The sequence below is a fragment of the Azospirillum sp. FG154 genome (genome assembly GCF_057809575.1).
Map to the genome: position 1 here is coordinate 98106 of NZ_JBMDKF010000011.1, position 19137 is coordinate 117242.

Consider the following 19137-nt stretch of genomic DNA (forward strand, 5'->3'; position numbering starts at 1 on the left):
GTGTCGTCAGCCACGCGCGCGTGTCCGAAGAATGACGGTTGGGGCTGCGTTTGGCCGGTTCCCCGGCAAATCCAACCTCCGCCGTCCGAGAGGGCCGCTCGATCCGGCTTGGGAGGATGCTCATGACGTACAAAACCATTCTGGTTCCGCTTGGCGGCAACGACAACGACGCGGTGGCGATGAAGGCCGCCCTGTCGGTCGCCCGCGACTTCGACGCCCATGTCGTCGGCCTGTTCGTGACGCTCGACCCGCGCGACGCGGTGCCGATGCTGGGCGAAGGCATGTCGGGCGCCATGGTGGATGAAATCATGCGCGCGGCGGAGGGCGAGTCGAACACCCACCGCGCCGCCGCCCGCCGCGTCTTCGACGCCGCCGTGTCGGAGGCGGGCGTCGAACTGCGCGACGCCCCCAACGGGATCGAGGCGCCGTCCGCCGCTTGGCGCGACGTCGTTGGCCGGGTGGAAGACGTCGTGCCGCTGGAAGGCCGTCTGGCCGATCTGATCGTCTTCGCTCAAACCACGCTGGACGCCGACACCCAGGGTTACGCCACCATGGAAACCGCGCTGCTGAGCGCCGGGCGTCCGTTGCTGATCGTGCCGAAGACTCTGCCCGACGGCGTCGGGCGTCATGTGGCCGTCGCCTGGAACGGCAAGATTGAATCGGCGCGCGCCGTGTCCGCCGCCTTGCCCTTCCTGCGCAGCGCCGATCAGGTGATGGTGCTGACCGCTGAAACTTCGGCGACGGAGGCTGCGGCAGGGCGTCGCATTGCCGAATATCTAGCTTGGCAGGGGATCAATCCCGCGCTGACATTGTTGCAGCCCGGATCGAAACCCGTCGGAGAGGCGGTTGTTGAAAAAGCCGTGGAACTGAAAGCCGACCTTCTTGTCATGGGGGGGTACGGGCACAGTCGGATGCGGGAAATGATCCTGGGCGGCGTCACTCGTTACGTGCTCAATCACGCCGGGTTGCCGGTGCTGATGACCCACTGATCGGCGCGCGACGCTCCCGTCGCTTGTTTGGCGGGAGCGCCCTCCCCGACGGTCGATGGTTCCGACGCGACCGGCGTCCGACCGTTCTGGGAGGAACGCGCCATGTTGACGATCATAGACTGCATCGGCTTGAGCGACTTGACCGAGGCTGAGGTCGACGCCATCGCCGAACACGAGCATGTGCCGGAGATCATCGCGGCGGAAATGGGCTGTTGTCTGGCCCATAGCCCCGATGGGACCATGCGGATCGCCGAGATTCTGGCGGACGACATCGCCGACGCCCGCGCCCACGGACATGACCGCCACGCCGAGGAATTGGTGGTGGTTCTGCGCGACTTCGTCGTCGCGCACAGCCCGCAATGAGGTGGGCCGCAATGAGGTGGGACGGCTTCCTCGGTCAAAGGTGAAGACGGGGAAGCCGTCGCCGGTCGGGCCGTTCAGCGCGGGTTCAGGAAAGAGGTTCTAGGGTCCTGTTCCTGTCACGGCGGGGAGGTGATCCCGCCTTTCTGTTCTGATTGTTGGCGCGCGCCCAACGCGACGCGCCATCGCCCAACCTGGAGCCTTCCATGGCGACATCCTCCTACAGCCCGTCGCAAAAGGGGCTGCATTGGCTGATCTTTTTGCTGGTCATCGGTCTCTACGGCATCACCTTCGCCGAGGATCTCTACCCGCGCGGCACTCCAGAGCGCGCGATGGTCTGGTGGCTCCACATCTCCTTCGGGCTTCTGCTGGCTGGGGCCGTCGTGGCGCGCCTTGGCGTGCGCCTGACGCGCGGCGCGCCCAATCTGCCGTCGTCCATGACGGTGCATGAGCAGAGGCTGGCCCAACTCGCCCATCTTGGCCTGTACGCCTTGCTGATCGCCATTCCGGTCATCGGCGTCGTTCTGACATGGCTGCGCGGCGACACGCTGACCTTCTTCGGCCTGTTCACCATCCCGGCCCCCTTCGCGCCGGATCGCGAGCTTGGCCGCACGGTCAAGGAGTTGCACGAGCTTGCCGCCAACCTGATTCTGGCGCTGGCCGGTCTGCACGCGGCGGCGGCGCTGTGGCATCACTATGTACGCCGCGACGACGTGCTGACGCGGATGCTGCCGGGATCCAACGCCGACGCGTGATCCGAGGTTTCGTCCGCGACAACGGCGTGGGCATGATCGTGATGAGGGGCTTGCGGCTTGCGCGCAGGCCCCTTGCCGTGCCAGGAACGAGGCGACGCCCCTTGTCGCGAGGCCTGCCCGATGCCGCCCGTTTCTTCGCCCGCCAGCAAAAGCCCAGCCGCCAAACCCGCCGCCAAGTCATCCTGCGGGTCGCTCGCCGCCTTCTGCCCGTGGGCGGGGGAGGAGGGGGTGCGGGTCTATCTGCGCCCGGTTGGGCTGACGCCGCTGGCCGCTTGGGCCAAGGGCGCGGCGGTGCCGTTGGCGGGCGGGCGTTTTTCCTTCGCGACCGCTGAGTTGATCGTCCGACAGCTCGACCGCCCCGACGGCGCGGATCGGATCGAGCGCGCCTTCGCCCCCCTGTCGGAAATCCTCGCCTGGGGGTGGGAGCGGTCGCGGAGCGTGGCTGAAACGCTGGACCGCCAGCTTGGCGCGCTGACCCGCGCCCGTCCGGCCTTCGCCGGGGTCGATCTGAGCCGACCGCGCCTGATGGGCATCGTCAACGTCACGCCCGACAGCTTTTCCGACGGCGGCGACTTCCTCGACCCCGCCGCCGCCATCGCCCATGGCGAGGCGCTGGTGGCGGCGGGGGCCGACATCCTCGACATCGGCGGCGAATCCACCCGGCCCGGCGCGGCCCCCGTCCCCCCCGATGTGGAGGAGGCGCGCGTCCTGCCGGTGATCCGCCATTTCGCCGCCAAGGGCGTGGCCGTGTCGGTGGACACCCGCCACGCCCGCGTCATGGCGGCGTCCATCGGCGCGGGCGCGCGCCTCATCAACGACGTTGCGGGCCTCGCCGATCCGCTGGCCTTGCCGGTGGTGGCTAAATCGGCCACGCCGGTGGTGCTGATGCACATGCAGGGCGAACCCGGCACCATGCAAAGCGACCCGCAATACCGCGACGCCGCGCTCGACGTGTTCGATTGGCTGGAGGCGCGGGTGGCGGCCTGCGTCGCCGCCGGGGTGGCGCTGGACAAGATCGCGGTCGATCCCGGCATCGGTTTCGGCAAGACGGCGGCGCACAATGTCGATATTTTACGCCACGCCGCGCTGTACCACGCGCTGGGCTGCCCGCTGCTGATCGCGCTGTCGCGCAAGAGCTTCATCGGGCAACTGTCGCGCGGCGAGCCGCCACGGGCGCGGTTGGCCGGGTCGCTGGCCGCTGGTCTCGACTCGCTCAACCAGGGGGCGCAGATGCTGCGCGTCCACGACGTCGCCGAAACCGCGCAAGCCCGCGCCGTGTGGGAAGCCTTGCATCCGGTTTGAGGCGGATCGCCGCGATCCATAAGGGGTTGCCCTGACGCCTTTGTCACGAGGCTTGACCGCAGGGGCGGCGAAGGGCCAAGAAGCAGCGTCATCGCTCCGTCATCGCCGCTTGCGCGGGCTGGCAGGGCGAGGACGTCACGTTTCTTCGCGAGGTTTTTTCCATGACGCGACACCTGTTCGGCACCGATGGCATTCGCGGCACGGCCAACGTCGATCCGATGACCGCCGAAACGGCGTTGCGGGTGGCGATGGCGACGGCGTTGCAGTTCCGTCGGGGCAACCACCGCCACCGGGTGGTGATCGGCAAGGACACGCGCCTGTCCGGCTATATGCTGGAACCAGCCTTGACCGCCGGTTTCATCTCGATGGGCATGGACGTCGTGCTGGTCGGGCCGCTGCCGACCCCGGCGGTGGCCATGCTGACGCGGTCGTTGCGCGCCGACATGGGCGTGGTGATCTCGGCCTCGCACAACCCCTATCAGGACAACGGCATCAAGCTGTTCGGTCCCGACGGCTACAAACTGTCGGACGAGGTGGAGATCGCCATCGAAACCCGGATGGGCCAGCCCTTCGCCCCCGATCTGGCCGGATCGCCCGATTTGGGCCGCGCCAGCCGGATGGAGGACGCGACCGGGCGCTACATCGAATATGTGAAGAACACCTTCCCGCGCGGCCTGCGGTTGGACGGGCTGAAGATCGTCATCGACTGCGCCAACGGCGCCGCCTACCGCGTCGCGCCCAAGGTGCTGTACGAGTTGGGGGCGGAGGTCATTCCGATTGGCGTCAGTCCCGACGGCACCAACATCAACAAGGGCTGCGGCGCCACCGCCACGCAAAGCCTGCAAGAGCAGGTGATTTTCCACGCCGCCGATCTGGGCATCGCGCTCGACGGCGACGCCGACCGCCTGATTATGGTGGACGAGGCCGGGCGCCCGATTGACGGCGACCAGTTGATGACGCTGATCGCGTCGTCCTGGGCGGCGGCGCAGACGCTGCGCGGCGGCGGGGTGGTGGCGACGGTCATGTCGAATCTCGGCATGGAGCGGCACCTCACCGGCCTTGGCCTGCATCTGGCGCGCACGCCGGTCGGCGACCGTTACGTCGTCGAGATGATGCGGGAGCGTGGCTACAACGTCGGCGGCGAGCAATCGGGCCATGTCGTGCTGTCCGATTACTCGACGACCGGCGACGGGTTGATCGCCGCGCTTCAGGTGCTGGCGGTGCTGATCCAGTCGAACGGTCGCCCAGCCAGCGAGCTGTGCCGCGTCTTCGCCCCGGTGCCGCAGAAGCTGACCAACGTGCGCTTTTCCCCCGGCTCCAAGCCGCTGGACGACAAGACGGTGCAAGAGGCCATCCGCGACGGCGAAGCCCGTCTGGCCGACAGCGGGCGTCTGCTGATCCGCAAATCGGGCACTGAACCCTTGATCCGCGTGATGGCCGAGGGCGACGACGAGGCCTTGGTCCTTCAGGTGGTCGCCGACATCGCGGACTCCATCCGGGTCAGCGCCGAAACCTCCGCAGCGGGAGCCGCATGATGAAAGGTCGCGTTCTGATCGTCGCCGGATCGGATTCGGGCGGCGGCGCCGGCATCCAGGCGGACATCAAGACGGTCAGCGCGTTGGGGGCCTACGCCGCCACCGCCATCGCCGCGCTGACGGCGCAGAACACCAAGGGCGTTTTCGGCGTGCTGCCGATCGATCCGGCTTTCGTCGCGCTTCAGATGAAGGTGGTGTTGGAGGACATCGGCGCCGACGCGGTGAAGATCGGCATGTTGGCCAACGCCGCCGTGATCGAAGCGGTGGCGGCGGAGTATGAGGCGCAGGGCGGCAACGTGCCGCTGGTCGTCGATCCGGTGATGATCGCCAAGAGCGGTCATTTTCTGCTGGAGCCGGACGCGGTGTTGACCCTGCGCAAGCGGCTGTTGCCGCTGGCCGCCATCGTCACGCCCAACCTGCCGGAGGCGGAGGCGTTGACCGACGTGCCGATCCGCGATCTGGACGGGATGCGGCAAGCCGCCAAACTGATCCTGACCTTCGGCCCCCGCGCGGTGCTGTTGAAGGGCGGGCATCTGGAGGACGACCGGCTTTATGATCTGCTGTTGAGCGAGGACGGCGAAACGGTGTTCGAGGGCGCGCGGGTTCACACCCCCCACACCCACGGCACCGGCTGCACCCTGGCCTCGGCCATCGCCGCCGGTTTGGCGCAGGGCTTGAACACGCACGATGCGGTCGCCCGCGCCCGCGCCTATGTGGAAACCGCGATCCTGACCGCGCCGGGCTTGGGCCATGGCCACGGCCCGTTGAACCATCTGCACACGGTTCGCGACTTTCCCTGAACCCGACATCCTCTGAAACGCCCGGCGATCAAGACCGGGCGTCTTCAACGCTGTGTTCAGAAGGCGACGGCGGCGCTTGGCGTCGCCCCGATTGCTCCCTGCCGGTCCAGCGCGTCCAGAACGGCGATGACCTCCGCCGAAGCGCGCTCCACCGCCGTCACTTCGTTCAGGGCGCGCGCCATGTCGCCGTCGGCGTAGGCCTTGGCCGCCGCCTTGCCATGATCGTGCACGTCGCGGTGCGGTCCCTCCAAACGGGCGAAATCCGGGCTGTTTCGGTAGGGCAACGAGGCTGGGCCGTAATACCATTTGCCCAACCGGCAATTTTCATGGCTGGCCAATTCGTCGGCCCGCAGGGTTTCCAGCCCGACCAGCATGTCGGCCAGACGTTTTTTCCAAATGACGTGATCGACCTTGGCGATCTTGATGATCTTGCCGGGGATGTCCTGCTCGAACAGCATCTTCAACTGGTTGCCCAACAGGCTTTCGACGCCGCGCGTCGCCTCGACGCTGCGCAGGATCGACGCGCTGTTGGCCGCGCTGCTTTCGGCGATGCGGGCGGTTCCGGCGGCCACCTGGTTCGCGGCGGCGGATTGTTGGGTCAGCACGCTGGCGATGTCCGACATGCGCTGTTCGGTGCGGTCGATGTGATGGCCGATGTCGGCCATGCGCTCGCTGACCGCGCGGATCGCCTCCTGACCACCCTGGACGGCGCGGGTGCCATCCTCCATCGAGGTGATGATGGCGCTCATTTCGGTCTTCAAACCTTCGATGCGCAGGCGGATGTCCTCGGTCGCCCGCGCGGTCTGGTTGGACAGGTTTTTCACCTCGCTGGCGACGACGGCGAAGCCCTTGCCCGCCTCCCCCGCTCTGGCCGCCTCAATCGTGGCGTTCAGCGCCAGCAGGTTGGTCTGTTTGGCGATGGCCTCGATGGTGGAGACGATTTCGGCGATGCGTTCGGAGGCGACGGACAATTCGCCGACGCGCCGCGCGGCGCCCTGCACCGCGTCGGCGATCACCCCCATGCGGTCCACGGCGTCGTTGACGGTGCGCCCGCCGTCCGCCGTCACGCTTTGCGCCTCCGTCGCCAGCGTCGCCACCTCGCGGCTGCGCGCCCAGATTTCCTGAATGCCGGTGACGGTTTCCTCCGTCGCGGCGGCGATGGCCTGGGATTCCTGATCGACGGCGTGCAGTTGGCCGACCATGTGGGCGTTGGCGACGGCGGAATCATTGATGGCGATGGCGGCCTCGACCGTGCGGTCCATCAAGGCGGCGGCCACGCCGTCCATCGCCTTGCTGGTTTGCAGCGAGGTCTGCGATTGGGTGTAGACGGCCAAGGTGCGATCCAGGTCGAAGGACACCGCCCGGATGACCGCCGCCGCCGCCGCGTCCGCCGTGCGGGGGCGCCAGCGCAACGCCTTGCGCACGATGCCGACCAGATCGCTGAGCGCGATTCCGTAAGCGCCGATGTACCAGGAGGGTTCCAACCCGATGCGTTGATGGGCCAGACCGACGGCGTGGCAGCGCGCTTCATGCTCCGCCGATCCGACGTCGCGGAACAGGCGGCGCCAATGGTCGGCCTGGGTGGCCTTCAGACGGTTGAGGTCGCCATGAGCGTCCAGCAGCGTCTTCATGGTCGGCCAGCGCGTCAGATGCGCGTAGAACCGCTCCGACAGGGCGGGAAGCTGCGCGTCGATCAACCGTCCCATGGATTCCAGAAGTGTCCGTTCGTTTTCGGTCAGCCCGAAAAACGCCGCGTCGGCCCGTTGGCCGGTGGTCATGCCGCTCATGCTTCAATCCGCCTGATTTCACGGCGGTCTGCATCATCACTTTGGCGACCGTCGCGTTACAACGATGACATTGATACGACGTTTTCGTAAGCGCGCCAATGCGGGGAAATCGGTATGCAGACATGACGTTGATTGTGGAAGATACGCTCAGCGGCGCAGATCGTTTGTTTCCTTAATGCATAAAATGTTGTTTTTTAAAATGCGAAATACCGCGCCAAAACATCGCCGCAACCAAATTATGCTTCCGCATGCCCTCGAATCGCCTTGGCCAACAGGGGCGCGAGCGGCAGAGCGTTGCTTGGGTGCGGCACTCCGTCGCAAGACAATGGGCGACCGAAGCCTTCGGCTTGGAATCGGTTGGCGACGGTTTGACTGAACAGCGCGTGAACTCCGAACACCCGCAATGACGTCGTGCCCAGCGCGCGCGCCATCCGCCCACAGGAAAAGATGGTTTCGCCGGAACTGATGACGTCATCGACGATCACCGCCGGGCGCCCGGCCAGCGGCGCGTCGGTGGGCAGGGACACGGTGACGTCGCGGTCGCCCCGCCGCTCCTTGCGTCCGACAATCCCGGTCAGATTCAGCGGCCCGGCGATGGCCTCGACCAGCGGCGCGGATTCCTCATCCGGGCCGATGATGACGGCGTCGGCGGGGACGGCGTCCGCGCGCAACCGCTCGACAATCGGCCCGGCCCCGCTCAGCGCCGTCGCTGGACGCCCGACGAACACGGCGTCCAGCGAGGGCGTGCGGTGCAAATGCGGCTCGACGCAGACAAAGCGGTCGAAGCAACGGCCCAGCCAATCGCCGATCACCGTCTGGCTGACCGGCTCCCCCGGCTTGAACACCATGTCTTGGCGCATGTAGGCCATATAGGGGGCGACCAGACACAAATCCGTCGCGCCCTGGCGGCGCAGCACCGACGCGGCGAGCGTCAGCTCCACCAGCTTGTCGTTGGGCTGGTCGAGCGAGCGGTAGACGATGGCCCGCTCCATCGGTTCAGGCAGGCGGACCAGACTTTCCCCGTCGGGAAAACGGTGCAGTTCGGCGATGTGGCAGGGAACGCCCAGCGCCTGGGCCAACGCCTGGGCCTGGGCCGCTGATTCTGGAAACCCGTAAACAGCCGTGTGGGGCGCCATGGCCCGTCTCCCCAACCAATCCGCGTCAAAAGGGGAACAAGCTTGGCGCCGGAGGCGCGGGCGCGTCAATCACCGGGTGGAGGGGCCCAGGGCAATCGGGTGAAGGGTTATAAACCTGTATAGAGGATTTTCCGTCATCCCCGCGAAGGCGGGGATCCAGGCTTTTCGGTCAGATTCTCTCTGCGAACTCTGGATCCCCGCCTTCGCGGGGGTGACGAATTTCCTAATGAAGGAATTTCAAGCCTTCACCCGATTGCCCTGGGAGGGGCTTGGCTTTGCCCCCAAGAACATGATATTGAAAATAAGTCGCATTATTGGCGGGCGCCTTGATTTCCGCCAAAGCTCTGGGGAGCTTTGGGAAATTCCGAGCGTCGCCCACATGGCGGGATGCCGCGTTGCAAAAAAAACAGCGCGGGTCGGGCGATTAATAATGCGAATAAGACTCGTTCGCACTATAGAAGCGTGGGGCGTCGCCCTGACATGTGTGGGGATTTTGCGGCGCGCGGTTTCGGCGCGCGCTTTGGGGGAGTTCAACCGTCATGCCGACATCGCGTCATCGCCCTCGCGCCGCCGCTGCGGCCTTTGCCGGATGGGCCGTTCTGCTGACCGCCGGAGCGGGGGCGGCGCAGGACGGCGCGGCGGTTCCGCCGCCGTCGCCTGCCGCCACCGCCGCTTTGGCCACCTTGCCGCATGATCTGTCGCCGTGGGGCATGTTCCTGGGGGCCAGCCCGGTGGTGCAGGCGGTGATGGTTGGTTTGGCCTTGGCCTCCGTCGCCACCTGGACCATCGCCATCGCCAAAATCATTGAGTTGACTTCGGCCCGGCGCAAGGCGAACGCGGCGTTGGCGATGCTGGAAGACGCGCGCTCCCTGTCGCAGGCGGCGGAGCGGGTCGGCTTCAGCCAGGGGACGGCGGCGGTTCTAGTCCGCGCGGTTCTGGCGGAAACCCATCAATCGGCGGACGCGCCGTCGCGCGACGGGCTGATGGACCGCGCGGCCTCCCGTCTGGAACGGATCGAGGCGGCGGCCGGGCGACGGATGGCGCGCGGCACCGGCATTCTCGCCACCATCGGCTCGACCGGCCCCTTCATCGGGCTGTTCGGCACGGTGTGGGGCATCATGACCAGTTTCATCGGCATTTCCCGCGCCCAGACCACCAATCTGGCGGTCGTCGCGCCGGGCATCGCCGAAGCGCTGCTGGCCACCGCCATCGGGCTGGTGGCGGCGATCCCCGCCGTGGTCGTCTACAACGCGTGCAGCCGGGCGATTGGCGGTCACAAGGCGCAATTGACCGACGCGTCCGCCGCCGTGCTGCGCCTGTTGAGCCGCGACATCGACCGTCGCCTGTTGCCGCGCGGGGCGGCGCTTCCGGCCAACAATTCGGCTGCGGCGGAGTGATCGGCGATGGGCGCGCGTCTGGGATCCGGGGGCGACGACGATCTGGCGGAAACGCACGAGATCAACGTCACCCCCTTCATTGATGTCGTTCTGGTTCTTCTCATCATTTTCATGGTCGCGGCCCCCCTGGCCACGGTGGATGTGCCGGTCGATCTGCCCGCCTCCACCGCGACGCCGACGCCGCGCCCGGACAAACCGCTGTTCCTGTCGATCCAGGCCGACAAGAGTCTGTCCTTGGGCGAGGTCAAGACCACGCGCGAGGGGTTGGCCGCCGCGCTGGACGCGGCCTCTGGCGGCGACAAGGCGGCGCGGGTGTTCCTGCGCGCTGACAAGTCGGTCGATTACGGGGCGTTGACCGAGGTGATGAACAGTCTGCGCGGAGCCGGTTATCTGAAGGTCGGTCTGGTCGGCCTGGAAACGGCCCCCTCGCCATGACGGCGGCGTCTCAGCACAACGATTGGCGGTCCGGCGTTTGGAACGAATCGGTCGAGCGTCCGGTCATCGGCGCTGCCCGCTGGGGCGGCAGCCTCGCGTTGGCTTTGGGCGCGCATGCGGCGGCGGCGCTGGCCATGGTGGCGTGGCATGCGCCGCTGACGCCTTTGGCCGCCGATCCGCCAGCCGTGCTGTTGGAATTGGCGCCGCTTCCGGTCGCGCCGCCGGAATCGATTCCGGTGGCGGAGGTTCCCCCCGCGCCGCCGCCGCCCGAGCCGGTGGTGGAACCGCCGCCAGAGCCGCCGCCGCCCGACCCTGTCGTCGAACCGCCGCCTCCGCCGGACCCTGTCGTGGAGCCGCCCCCGCCGCCGGAACCGCCGCCGCCGGAACCACCGCCAATGGTCGAGCCGGAGGTGGTTTTGCCCAAACCGCCGCCCGATCCGCCCAAACCCAAGCCGGAACCGAAAAAAGAAAGGCCCAAACCCCAGCCGGACAAGCCAAAGCCAGAGAAACCCAAGCCGCCGCGCCCGGTGGCGGCGGCGCAGCCGACCCAGCCGACGGCTCCGCCGGTCGCCGCTCCGGCTCCCGTGGCGGCCGCTCCGGCGCCATCGACGGCGCCCTCGCGGGTTTCCCCATCCTGGCAAGGGCGGGTGTTGAGCCATTTGGAGCGGTACAAGCGTTACCCGCGCGCGGCGCAAGCCCGCCGTCAGGAAGGCGTGGCGCAGGTGCGCTTCACCATCGACCGCGAAGGGCGGGTTTTGGCCGTGAAGCTCGACCGCAGCGCCGGGCATGAGTTGCTGGACGAGGAGACGTTGGAGATGGTGCGCCGGGCCTCTCCCCTGCCGCCGCCGCCCGACGAAATGACGCAGGAGCGTATTGAACTGGTTGTTCCGGTTCAATTTTTCCTGAAATAGCCGGGATCGCGTCCTGATGGTGACGGCTTCAGCGCCCGCGTCGTGTCCGACGCGGGCGCCGTCTTTTTAAGCGAATAAGAATTATTCGCATTTATAACTTGCTTCGCAGTCGAAGTGATTTTAAGAAGCAATCGCATATGACCTTTTGCTTCGCTTGGGGGGATTTTCCGTGTCACCGTCCACCGCCGTTCTGATGTCCATGAGAGTGTCCCGGCCCATCGCCACGTCGCCAGCGCTGGGGGCGGCGCTTGGCTTGGCCTTGAGCTGCACCGCCTTGCAACCGGCTTCGGCCCAGACGGCGACTCCGTCGGCGGGCGAACAGCAACTGCCCGCCATCGCGGTGGAGGGCGCCAAGCCTCAGGGCGACTACAAGGCCGACCGCGCGTCGTCGCCGAAGCTGACCGAGCCGCTGCTCGACACCCCGCAATCGATCACGGTGATCCCGCGCGAGGTGATGGACGACCGGGGGGCGACCACGCTGCGCGACGTGTTGCGCACGGTGCCGGGCATCACCCTGTCGGCGGGCGAGGGCGGCGGGCCGCAGGGCGACAATCTGAAGATCCGGGGCTTCGCCGCCAACACCGATCTGTTCATCGACGGCATGCGCGACCAGGGCCAATACAGCCGCGACAACTTCAATCTGGAGCAGGTCGAGGTCATCAAGGGCGCGTCGGCCACCGCGTCGGGCCGGGGATCGACCGGCGGCGCCGTCAACCTCGTCACCAAGACGGCGGGCAAGGAGGCGATCACCGCCGGGTCGGTGTCGCTGGGAACCGACCGGACCAAGCGCGTCACCGCCGACGTCAACCGCTCCCTGACCGACTATGGCGTCGACGCGGCGGTGCGGTTGAACGTGATGGGGCACGCCTCGGGCGTCGCCGGACGGGATGTCGTGGAGAACAACCGCTGGGGCTTCGCCCCGTCGGTGACGTTTGGCCTGAGCGGCCCGACCAAGTTGACGCTGAGCTACATGCATCTGGTCGAGGACAACATCCCCGACTATGGCATTCCGGTTTTGAGCGGCACGTCGCTGCCCAACGTGAGGCGGGAAAACTATTACGGCTTCAAGGATCTGAACGCCGAAAACACCCGCACCGACATCGGCACGGCCCGGTTGGAGCATGAATTCAACGACGTCGTCAGCGTGCGCAACACCCTGCGCGCGTCGCAGACCAAGCGTTATTCCAACGTGTCGGTGCCGCGCAACGCCTCCACCCTCACCAACACGATGACCCGGACGCCGACGGCGCGCGACACGACGTTGAAAAGCCTGGACAACCAGACCGACGTCACCTTGAAATTCTCCACCGGCGGGCTGAAGCACTCGCTGGTGACGGGCGTCGAGTTGGCGGCGGAAAGCTACGACAACCAGCCCTACAGCTTCACCGCCGCGACGACCAGCCTGTCGGATCCCAACCCCTTCGCCATCTATCGCGGCACGCGCACGCTGGGCGCCAAGAGCGAGACCAAGAGCGCCACGGCGGCGCTCTACGTCATGGACACGGTGAAGATCGGCGAACAGTGGGAAATCGCGGGCGGCCTGCGTTATGACCGCTTCCACACCGACACCAAGATCGCCGCGACGGCGACCGCCGCCGCGCTGAACCCGACCCGCACCGACAATCTGCTGAGCTGGCGCGGGGCCATCGTCTACAAGCCGGTTCCCAACGCCAGCCTCTACGCCAGCGCGTCCACCGCCTACAACCCGTCGGCGGAGGGCTTGGCCCTGACGGCGGCGAACGGAACCACCCCGCCGGAAAAGAACCTGACCTACGAGGTCGGGGCCAAGTGGGACGTGTTGGGCGACGCGCTGTCGCTGACCGGCGCGGTGTTCCGCACCGAAAAGACCGACGCGCGCGAAACCCTGCCCGGCGGCACGGTTCAGGTGTTGAACGGCCTGCGCCGCGTCGATGGGTTCGAGTTGGGCGTCGCCGGTCATCTGACCAGCAAGTGGCAGGTCTTCGGCGGCTACACCTATCAGACCAGCGAGATCGTCGAGACCTTCACCGCCGCCAACAAGGGCAAGGAACTGGCCAGCACGCCCAAGCACACGGTCAGCCTGTGGTCCACCTATGAGCTGCCGTGGAATCTGAAGGTCGGCGGCGGCGTGCAGTATGTCGCCGACCGTTATTGGACCGACGCCAATCTGGGCAAGATCCCGAATTACGCGGTGTTCGACGCCATGGCCGCCTACGCGATCCGTCCGGGCGTGGAGTTGCAGGTCAACATCTACAACCTGACCGACAAATTCTACATCGAACGGGTGCACGCGGGCGGGGGGCACGCGGTCCCGGGCGCCGGGCGCACCGCGCTGCTCACCACCAACGTGAAGTTCTAAAGCCAAAAGTCTGTTCGGCGGCCTGGTGGGCCGAACTGCGACGTCGGGGCCGCTCTGCGGCAATGGAGCGGTCCCGGCGCTTTTTCCATCCGTTCCCGCGCCAAGGTCAGGAGACGCGCATGCTGCTGCACATTCCCAACGTTCTGACGGGCGATCAGGTCGCCGAGGCGCGCCGCGTCCTGGACGGGGCCGATTGGGTGGACGGCGCCGTCACCGCCGGTCATCAATCGGCCAAGACCAAAGACAACATGCAGATCCCGGAGCAGCATCCGGCGGCCCGCCAATTGGGGGACGTCATTCTGGCGGCGCTGGAACGCAACCCGCTGTTCATGGCGGCGGCTCTGCCGTTGAAGGTGTTTCCGCCGCTGTTCAACCGCTACGCCGGGGGGCAGAGCTTCGGCGTTCATGTGGACAACGCCATCCGTCAGATTCCCGGCACGCCGCATCGGGTGCGCACCGATTTGTCGGCCACCCTGTTTTTCACCGACCCCGACGAGTATGACGGCGGCGAACTGACCGTCGAGGACACCTACGGCGTCCACATGGTCAAGCTTCCGGCGGGCGACATGGTGCTCTACCCGTCCACCAGTCTGCATCAGGTGCGTCCGGTGACGCGGGGGGCGCGGGTCTGCTCCTTTTTCTGGATGCAGAGCATGGTACGCGACGACGGGCGGCGGACCATGCTGTTCGACCTCGACACCGCCATTCAAAAGATCAACGGCGATCTGCCCGACCATGCCGGGGTCGTGCAGTTGACCGGGCTTTACCACAATTTGCTCCGCCACTGGGCCGACACCTGAGCGTCGTCGTCTCCGCAGCCGTTTGAAAAAGGCAACGCATCATGGCCATCACCGCCGCCAAGCCGCAGCGTCAACGCCTGTGGTTCCGCACGCTTCAGAACATCCATCTGTGGACCGGGCTGATTTTGTGCCTGCCGCTCGTCATGCTGGGAATCACCGGCTCGATCCTGGTGCTGGAGGACGAGTTGCGGGATCTGACCGGCGACCGTCCAACCTATGTGTTGGAAGCGGGCGCGGCCAAGCCGATCTCGGCGATCCTGGCGGCGGCCAAAGGGGCGGCCCCCGCCGGAACGCAACCGGGATTCGTGACGCTGCCGGACGAGCCGGGCAAGCCCGTCACCGTCCGCCTGACCGCCGCCCGCCCGCCGGGGGGCGAGCGTGGCGCGCCGCAAGCCGCGCCGCAGGGGCCGATGGGCGCGCTGTTGATCGACCCGGCGTCGCTGGCGGTCGTCGGGTCGCAAACGCCGGGCGACGGCTTTTTGCGCACGGTCCACATGCTGCACGCCAATTTTCTCATCCGCGACCGCAGCGGGCGCGAGATCATCGGCTGGCTCGGCGTGGCGATGCTGGCGCTGGGCGTCAGCGGCCTCATCATCTGGTGGCCACGTCCGGGGCGCTGGAAGGCGGCGTTCACGGTCAAGGCGGGCGCGCGCGGCGTTCGGTTGCACCGCGATTTGCACGGCGCCGTCGGCGTCTGGTCGCTGGTCATTTTCATGGTTGTGAGCTTTTCGGGCGTCTATCTGGCCTTCCCGCAGACCCTGGGCGACGGGGTGTCGGCGATTTTCCCAGCCCGCGACCTGCGCGCCCAAGTGACGGTGGAGCCGGTCAAGGGAGCCAAACCGTTGGACGTCGATCAGGTCGTCGAACTGGCGGTCAACGCCTTGCCGGGCGCGACCCTGCGGTCGGTGTCGCCGCCCGCTCGGCCCAACCAGGCCTATCGGGTCGGTTTGGCCCCCGCCGGGCACAGCCACGGCGCGCCGATGGCCACCGTCTTCGTTGACCCCTGGGCCGCCCGCGTCGTCGAGATCCGCGATCCGGCCCGCTACAGCCTGGGCGAAACCATGCTGGCGTGGCAACGTCCGCTGCACGCGGGCGAGGGGCTGGGCGCGCTGTGGAAGTGGCTGGTCTTCCTGTCGGGCGTGCTGCCGCCGCTGTTCGCCGTCACCGGCACGGCGATGTGGTGGCTGAAGCGCAAGGCGCGCAAGGCCAAGGACGCCGAACGCGCGGCGGCGCTGGCGGGCGCGGCGGCGGCGGAGTGACGGACTCCGCCCTCAGTCCGGCAGGGCGAAGCTGGCGACCATCGGCGCGTGGTAGCTTTCCGGCGACCGGACGTTGACAGGATGAAACACCTCGTCGCTCAGCGCTTCGTTGTGGATGGCGACGTCGCGGAACCACCCGGCCAGCCGGGGCGACACCAGCAGATGGTCCAGCATCACTGGCGCCCCGGCGTGCAGCACGGAAAAGCGGCGGTCGGGCGGGATCACCCGTTCCAGCGGCGACAGGACGCGCCCGGCCAACGCCGGATTGCCGGTGGACTCCAGGTCGGCGCACAGGATGCGCAACGGGGTGTGCTCCATGCCCGCGTTGCAGTCGCCCGCCACCATCACCAGCGCGTTGGGGTCGGCGTCGAACAGCCGATCCACCGCCAGCCGGGTTTCCAGCGCCTGCCCCGCCCGTTTCAGGGCGGCCAGATAATAGCCCTCGGCCCAGCCCTCCGCCGTTTTCCAGACGAAGGCCCCGGCCTTTTGCCCGGGCACCGGAGCGGCCAGCGGCGCGCGCAGATGCAGGTTGAAAATGTGCAAGAGCGGTCCTCCGGGCAGCGCGATGGCGGTTTGAAGCGCCGGGCGGTCCCATGACGCCTCCACCGCGTCGGTCCTTGGCGGAACGGCGGTGGCGAGGCGGACGCGCGGCGGCGGAACCAGATCATGGCGCAGCAGGCGCGTCGCCGTGATCGGCCAGCGGCTGACCAGCACCGGGTTGTGCCGGTCGGCGGGCGACGACCCATCGCCCGCCGTGACGTGGAACCCGGCGTAGCGGGTGCCGTCGAGCAAACGGGACAGGGCGCGGAGGACGCGCGGCTCTTTCTTGATCGGGTGTTGGGCGTCAACCTCCTGCAAACACAGGATGTCGGCGGACAACCGTTCCAATTGGGGACGCAAAGCGGCGATGCGGGCGGCGAAGGGCGGATCGCTGACGTCGTCGTCCAGACTTTCCAGGTTGAAGGTGGCGATGCGGAACAGGGTCTCGGCCATGGCGCAACCTGGGTCAGAACAGTTTGGGTCAGAACAGTTCGACGTCCCCCTCGATCTTGGTGGTGCGCAACCGTTCGATGAACGAGGATTCGCTGCGGGCGATGTCGCCGAGCGTCTCGTCGCCGATCAAACGCCGTTGGGTCCGTCCAGTGGTCGGGAAGAAGCGGATGGCGCGCGGGCTGGACCCGCCGACGTCCCAGCTTACCGTCGGAATGCCTTCGGTGGCGAGATACTCCATGACGAATTCGACGTTGCGCTGGCCGATGTTGGACGTGCGCAGGGTGGCGACGTTGACGTTGGCCCCGCCGAAGACCTTGGCGCGCAACCGGTCGCGGCGCCCGGTGACGGCCAACAGCCGGTTGATGAGTTGCTCCATCGCCGCGCTGCCATAGCGCGACGAGAGCGACGTCGTGTCCAGGCCCGCGTCGGGCAACAGAAAATGATTCATCCCGCCAATCGCGGCCACCGGGTCATAGACGCAGGCGGCGACGCAGGATCCCAGCGTGGTCGTGATGATGACGTCCGGGCTGTCGCTGACCACGCAACCACCGACCACGATGTTGACCATCTCCGCGCCCAAACGCTGGTCGTGATAACGGTTGGCGGCGACGTCCTGCCGTTCCAGGGTGCGCTTCGATGGGGTGTGGAAGGATCGTGCCGTGCGCAGCGGATCGGGCGGCATCGCGTCGGAGGCTCCTCGGTCGGGGCGGTCGAAAACCTTAGATAGGTGTTTTTGTTATTTTTGGTAGTGTGCGTCGTGCTGAAATTTTTGCCAATTCAGTGTTTCCCCTAGAGGATTGACGGTCTCGCGCGGCCTGTCGTCCGCAGGCTGCGGTCAGAAACGCCCGATCCAATCGGTCAGAAGGTCGTTTTGCAGCGCGCGGGCGCGGACGGCCCAGGCGCGGGCTTCGGCGGGCGGTTCCGTCACCCGTCGGTCGAGCGCGGCGTCCAGCGCCCGGCGGCGTTCGGCGTCGGTGATGAACAGCGCGAAGCCCAAGGTCTGGCCGCTGGCCGTGCGCAGGGCGCCAGCCAAGCCCTTGACGAAGGACAAGGTGCCGGTTTTGGCGTGAACGCCGGGCGGCAGCGCCTTGCCGTCCTCTTCCCCCGGCAGCAAGCTCCACAGGGGTGGACCGCCCAGCCGCAGCAGGGCGGCCATCTGCCGGGGCGTCGCTTGCGAGCCGGTGCCAAGCCCGGAATGGTTGGCCAGCCGCAAGCCTCGCCAATCGGCGGGTTTGGCGTTCGCTCCCGCCTCCGCGTCGCTTTGCCGGGTGAGCAGGGTTTGCAGCAGCAACGCCGATTGGCCCAGCCGGTCGATGGTGGGGTCGATCCGGCGGGCGACCGCCAGCCCGATCATCTCAGCCGACAGATTGTTGGAATAGCGCAGCAACGCGCGCGCCAACGCGGTCAGCGGCTGGCTGTCCAGCGTGGCGACGACCCGCGCGCCACCCGCCGCTTTGTCCGGGGGAACGTGTCCCGGCTGTGGGGCGGGCAGGCTGACGCCCGCGTCGGCGGCCAGACGGCGGAACAGCGACGCGGCGGCCAGACCGGGCCGGGCCACCGGCAACCACAGCCGCCCATCGCCGTTCGGCTTTTGCGGCAGGAGCCAGCGGTCGGGACCGTTGGGCAGGGGTGGGATGGCGCCGTTGGGCGCAAGGCTGACCGTGGCGCTGTCCAGCGGCGCGCGTCCGCTGTCGGACACCGACCACAGTCCGGCCGTGACGACGCCGCTGGCCCCGCGCGTCCAGGCCAGTTGCGCGCGGTTGAAATTGACCGCCAACGTTCCGACCCCGGTGTTGTAAGGCGCGGCCCAGGGTTGGCCGGAGTCGATTTCCGACAATTCCGGTCCATGGCCAGCATCGTACAAGAAACGCCCCGTCACCCGGGTGATCGCCGACGCTTGCAGCCCGGCGACCAGTTGGGTCAGCCCCTCGCTGGACAGAGACGGGTCGCCGCCGCCCTCCAGAATCAGGTCGCCGCGCAGCACGCCGTTCTGAATCGGGCCGATGGCGTGCAGACGGGTGGTGAAACGGTGATCGGGGCCCAGCACGTTCAGGGCGGCGGCCACCGTCGGCAGTTTGGCGACCGAGGCCGGAATGAACGGGCGATCCGCCTGCCGTTCCTCGACCACCGCGCCGGTGTCGAGTCTGAACAACACGTAACCGACCGACCCGGTTTGGAAACCTTGGCGTGCAATGGCGTCGTCCGGCGCCGCTGCGGCGGCGCTTCCCAGACCGATCAGGACGATCAGGACGCTGACGATCCGTCGGACCACAGGGCGGGAGCGGGAGAACGACGTCGCGTCCATCAGGGTTTTCCATAGTTCGGGCGCAGGTGGACGGC

17 protein-coding genes are annotated in these 19137 nt (G+C 67.4%); 12 read left to right on the forward strand and 5 right to left on the reverse strand.

Going from position 1 to position 19137, the window contains the following annotated elements; translation table 11 throughout:
* The first annotated feature begins 122 nt into the window (after window positions 1-122).
* From ACODS4_RS14680 to thiD, 6 genes are all read left to right on the forward strand, one after another.
* A complete protein-coding gene (locus ACODS4_RS14680; protein WP_488864851.1) occupies window positions 123-989 on the forward strand; it encodes a universal stress protein in 867 nt (288 codons plus the stop codon).
* A gap of 102 nt (window positions 990-1091) precedes the next feature.
* Complete coding sequence (locus tag ACODS4_RS14685) at window positions 1092-1352, forward strand: hypothetical protein (protein ID WP_488864853.1); 261 nt, start codon at window positions 1092-1094, stop codon at window positions 1350-1352.
* 203 nt (window positions 1353-1555) lie between these two features.
* Window positions 1556-2104: a cytochrome b gene (locus tag ACODS4_RS14690; RefSeq protein ID WP_488864855.1), complete on the forward strand. Its 549-nt coding sequence runs from the start codon at window positions 1556-1558 to the stop codon at window positions 2102-2104.
* Between the two features lie 120 nt (window positions 2105-2224).
* Window positions 2225-3406: a dihydropteroate synthase gene (gene folP, locus ACODS4_RS14695; protein ID WP_488864857.1), complete on the forward strand. Its 1182-nt coding sequence runs from the start codon at window positions 2225-2227 to the stop codon at window positions 3404-3406.
* 161 nt (window positions 3407-3567) lie between these two features.
* Entirely contained in the window at window positions 3568-4941 is a 1374-nt protein-coding gene (gene glmM / locus ACODS4_RS14700) for a phosphoglucosamine mutase (RefSeq protein WP_488864859.1), read from the forward strand.
* Complete coding sequence (gene thiD, locus ACODS4_RS14705; protein ID WP_488864994.1) at window positions 4941-5741, forward strand: bifunctional hydroxymethylpyrimidine kinase/phosphomethylpyrimidine kinase; 801 nt, start codon at window positions 4941-4943, stop codon at window positions 5739-5741. Before glmM ends, thiD begins: the two co-directional genes overlap by 1 nt.
* Before the next feature lie 56 nt (window positions 5742-5797).
* Here thiD and ACODS4_RS14710 read toward each other — a convergent pair whose 3' ends face one another.
* Together ACODS4_RS14710 and prs are read right to left on the reverse strand one after the other, a co-directional pair.
* Entirely contained in the window at window positions 5798-7528 is a 1731-nt protein-coding gene (locus ACODS4_RS14710; RefSeq protein WP_488864861.1) for a methyl-accepting chemotaxis protein, read from the reverse strand.
* Window positions 7529-7764: 236 nt separating this feature from the next.
* On the reverse strand, window positions 7765-8664 hold the full coding sequence (gene prs / locus ACODS4_RS14715; protein WP_488864863.1) for a ribose-phosphate diphosphokinase: 900 nt from the start codon (window positions 8662-8664) through the stop codon (window positions 7765-7767).
* A gap of 539 nt (window positions 8665-9203) precedes the next feature.
* On the opposite strand from prs, the gene exbB reads away from it, so the two are divergent.
* The 6 genes from exbB (at window position 9204) to ACODS4_RS14745 (ending at window position 15804) form a co-directional block, all read left to right on the forward strand.
* The gene (gene exbB, locus ACODS4_RS14720) at window positions 9204-10061 is read left to right on the forward strand and encodes a tonB-system energizer ExbB (protein ID WP_488864865.1); all 858 of its coding nucleotides are present in this window, start codon (window positions 9204-9206) and stop codon (window positions 10059-10061) included.
* 6 nt (window positions 10062-10067) lie between these two features.
* On the forward strand, window positions 10068-10496 hold the full coding sequence (gene exbD, locus ACODS4_RS14725) for a TonB system transport protein ExbD (RefSeq protein ID WP_488864867.1): 429 nt from the start codon (window positions 10068-10070) through the stop codon (window positions 10494-10496).
* Window positions 10493-11407: an energy transducer TonB family protein gene (locus tag ACODS4_RS14730; RefSeq protein WP_488864869.1), complete on the forward strand. Its 915-nt coding sequence runs from the start codon at window positions 10493-10495 to the stop codon at window positions 11405-11407. Before exbD ends, ACODS4_RS14730 begins: the two co-directional genes overlap by 4 nt.
* A gap of 199 nt (window positions 11408-11606) precedes the next feature.
* A complete protein-coding gene (locus ACODS4_RS14735; RefSeq protein ID WP_488864871.1) occupies window positions 11607-13745 on the forward strand; it encodes a TonB-dependent receptor in 2139 nt (712 codons plus the stop codon).
* Between the two features lie 119 nt (window positions 13746-13864).
* Window positions 13865-14545 carry a Fe2+-dependent dioxygenase gene (locus ACODS4_RS14740; protein ID WP_488864873.1) on the forward strand — a complete coding sequence of 227 codons (681 nt, stop codon included), beginning with the start codon at window positions 13865-13867 and terminating at the stop codon, window positions 14543-14545.
* 41 nt (window positions 14546-14586) lie between these two features.
* The gene (locus ACODS4_RS14745) at window positions 14587-15804 is read left to right on the forward strand and encodes a PepSY-associated TM helix domain-containing protein (protein WP_488864875.1); all 1218 of its coding nucleotides are present in this window, start codon (window positions 14587-14589) and stop codon (window positions 15802-15804) included.
* Window positions 15805-15816: 12 nt separating this feature from the next.
* Here ACODS4_RS14745 and ACODS4_RS14750 read toward each other — a convergent pair whose 3' ends face one another.
* The 3 genes from ACODS4_RS14750 to ACODS4_RS14760 all read right to left on the reverse strand — a co-directional run bounded on the left by ACODS4_RS14750 (window position 15817) and on the right by ACODS4_RS14760 (window position 19102).
* The gene (locus tag ACODS4_RS14750; RefSeq protein WP_488864877.1) at window positions 15817-16797 is read right to left on the reverse strand and encodes an endonuclease/exonuclease/phosphatase family protein; all 981 of its coding nucleotides are present in this window, start codon (window positions 16795-16797) and stop codon (window positions 15817-15819) included.
* Between the two features lie 28 nt (window positions 16798-16825).
* Window positions 16826-17479 (reverse strand): chemotaxis protein, encoded by a 654-nt coding sequence (locus tag ACODS4_RS14755; RefSeq protein WP_488864879.1) that lies wholly within the window; start codon window positions 17477-17479, stop codon window positions 16826-16828.
* 153 nt (window positions 17480-17632) lie between these two features.
* Entirely contained in the window at window positions 17633-19102 is a 1470-nt protein-coding gene (locus ACODS4_RS14760; protein WP_488864881.1) for a D-alanyl-D-alanine carboxypeptidase/D-alanyl-D-alanine-endopeptidase, read from the reverse strand.
* Window positions 19103-19137 lie beyond the last annotated feature (35 nt).

Bases quoted from the DNA above. Each gene is read 5' to 3' on its own strand.
- ACODS4_RS14680 (WP_488864851.1), top strand. From the start codon at position 123: ATGACGTACAAAACCATTCTGGTTCCGCTTGGCGGCAACGACAACGAC.
- ACODS4_RS14685 (WP_488864853.1), top strand. From the start codon at position 1,092: ATGTTGACGATCATAGACTGCATCGGCTTGAGCGACTTGACCGAGGCT.
- ACODS4_RS14690 (WP_488864855.1), top strand. From the start codon at position 1,556: ATGGCGACATCCTCCTACAGCCCGTCGCAAAAGGGGCTGCATTGGCTG.
- folP (WP_488864857.1), top strand. From the start codon at position 2,225: ATGCCGCCCGTTTCTTCGCCCGCCAGCAAAAGCCCAGCCGCCAAACCC.
- glmM (WP_488864859.1), top strand. From the start codon at position 3,568: ATGACGCGACACCTGTTCGGCACCGATGGCATTCGCGGCACGGCCAAC.
- thiD (WP_488864994.1), top strand. From the start codon at position 4,941: ATGAAAGGTCGCGTTCTGATCGTCGCCGGATCGGATTCGGGCGGCGGC.
- ACODS4_RS14710 (WP_488864861.1), bottom strand. From the start codon at position 7,528: ATGAGCGGCATGACCACCGGCCAACGGGCCGACGCGGCGTTTTTCGGG.
- prs (WP_488864863.1), bottom strand. From the start codon at position 8,664: ATGGCGCCCCACACGGCTGTTTACGGGTTTCCAGAATCAGCGGCCCAG.
- exbB (WP_488864865.1), top strand. From the start codon at position 9,204: ATGCCGACATCGCGTCATCGCCCTCGCGCCGCCGCTGCGGCCTTTGCC.
- exbD (WP_488864867.1), top strand. From the start codon at position 10,068: ATGGGCGCGCGTCTGGGATCCGGGGGCGACGACGATCTGGCGGAAACG.
- ACODS4_RS14730 (WP_488864869.1), top strand. From the start codon at position 10,493: ATGACGGCGGCGTCTCAGCACAACGATTGGCGGTCCGGCGTTTGGAAC.
- ACODS4_RS14735 (WP_488864871.1), top strand. From the start codon at position 11,607: ATGAGAGTGTCCCGGCCCATCGCCACGTCGCCAGCGCTGGGGGCGGCG.
- ACODS4_RS14740 (WP_488864873.1), top strand. From the start codon at position 13,865: ATGCTGCTGCACATTCCCAACGTTCTGACGGGCGATCAGGTCGCCGAG.
- ACODS4_RS14745 (WP_488864875.1), top strand. From the start codon at position 14,587: ATGGCCATCACCGCCGCCAAGCCGCAGCGTCAACGCCTGTGGTTCCGC.
- ACODS4_RS14750 (WP_488864877.1), bottom strand. From the start codon at position 16,797: ATGGCCGAGACCCTGTTCCGCATCGCCACCTTCAACCTGGAAAGTCTG.
- ACODS4_RS14755 (WP_488864879.1), bottom strand. From the start codon at position 17,479: ATGCCGCCCGATCCGCTGCGCACGGCACGATCCTTCCACACCCCATCG.
- ACODS4_RS14760 (WP_488864881.1), bottom strand. From the start codon at position 19,102: ATGGACGCGACGTCGTTCTCCCGCTCCCGCCCTGTGGTCCGACGGATC.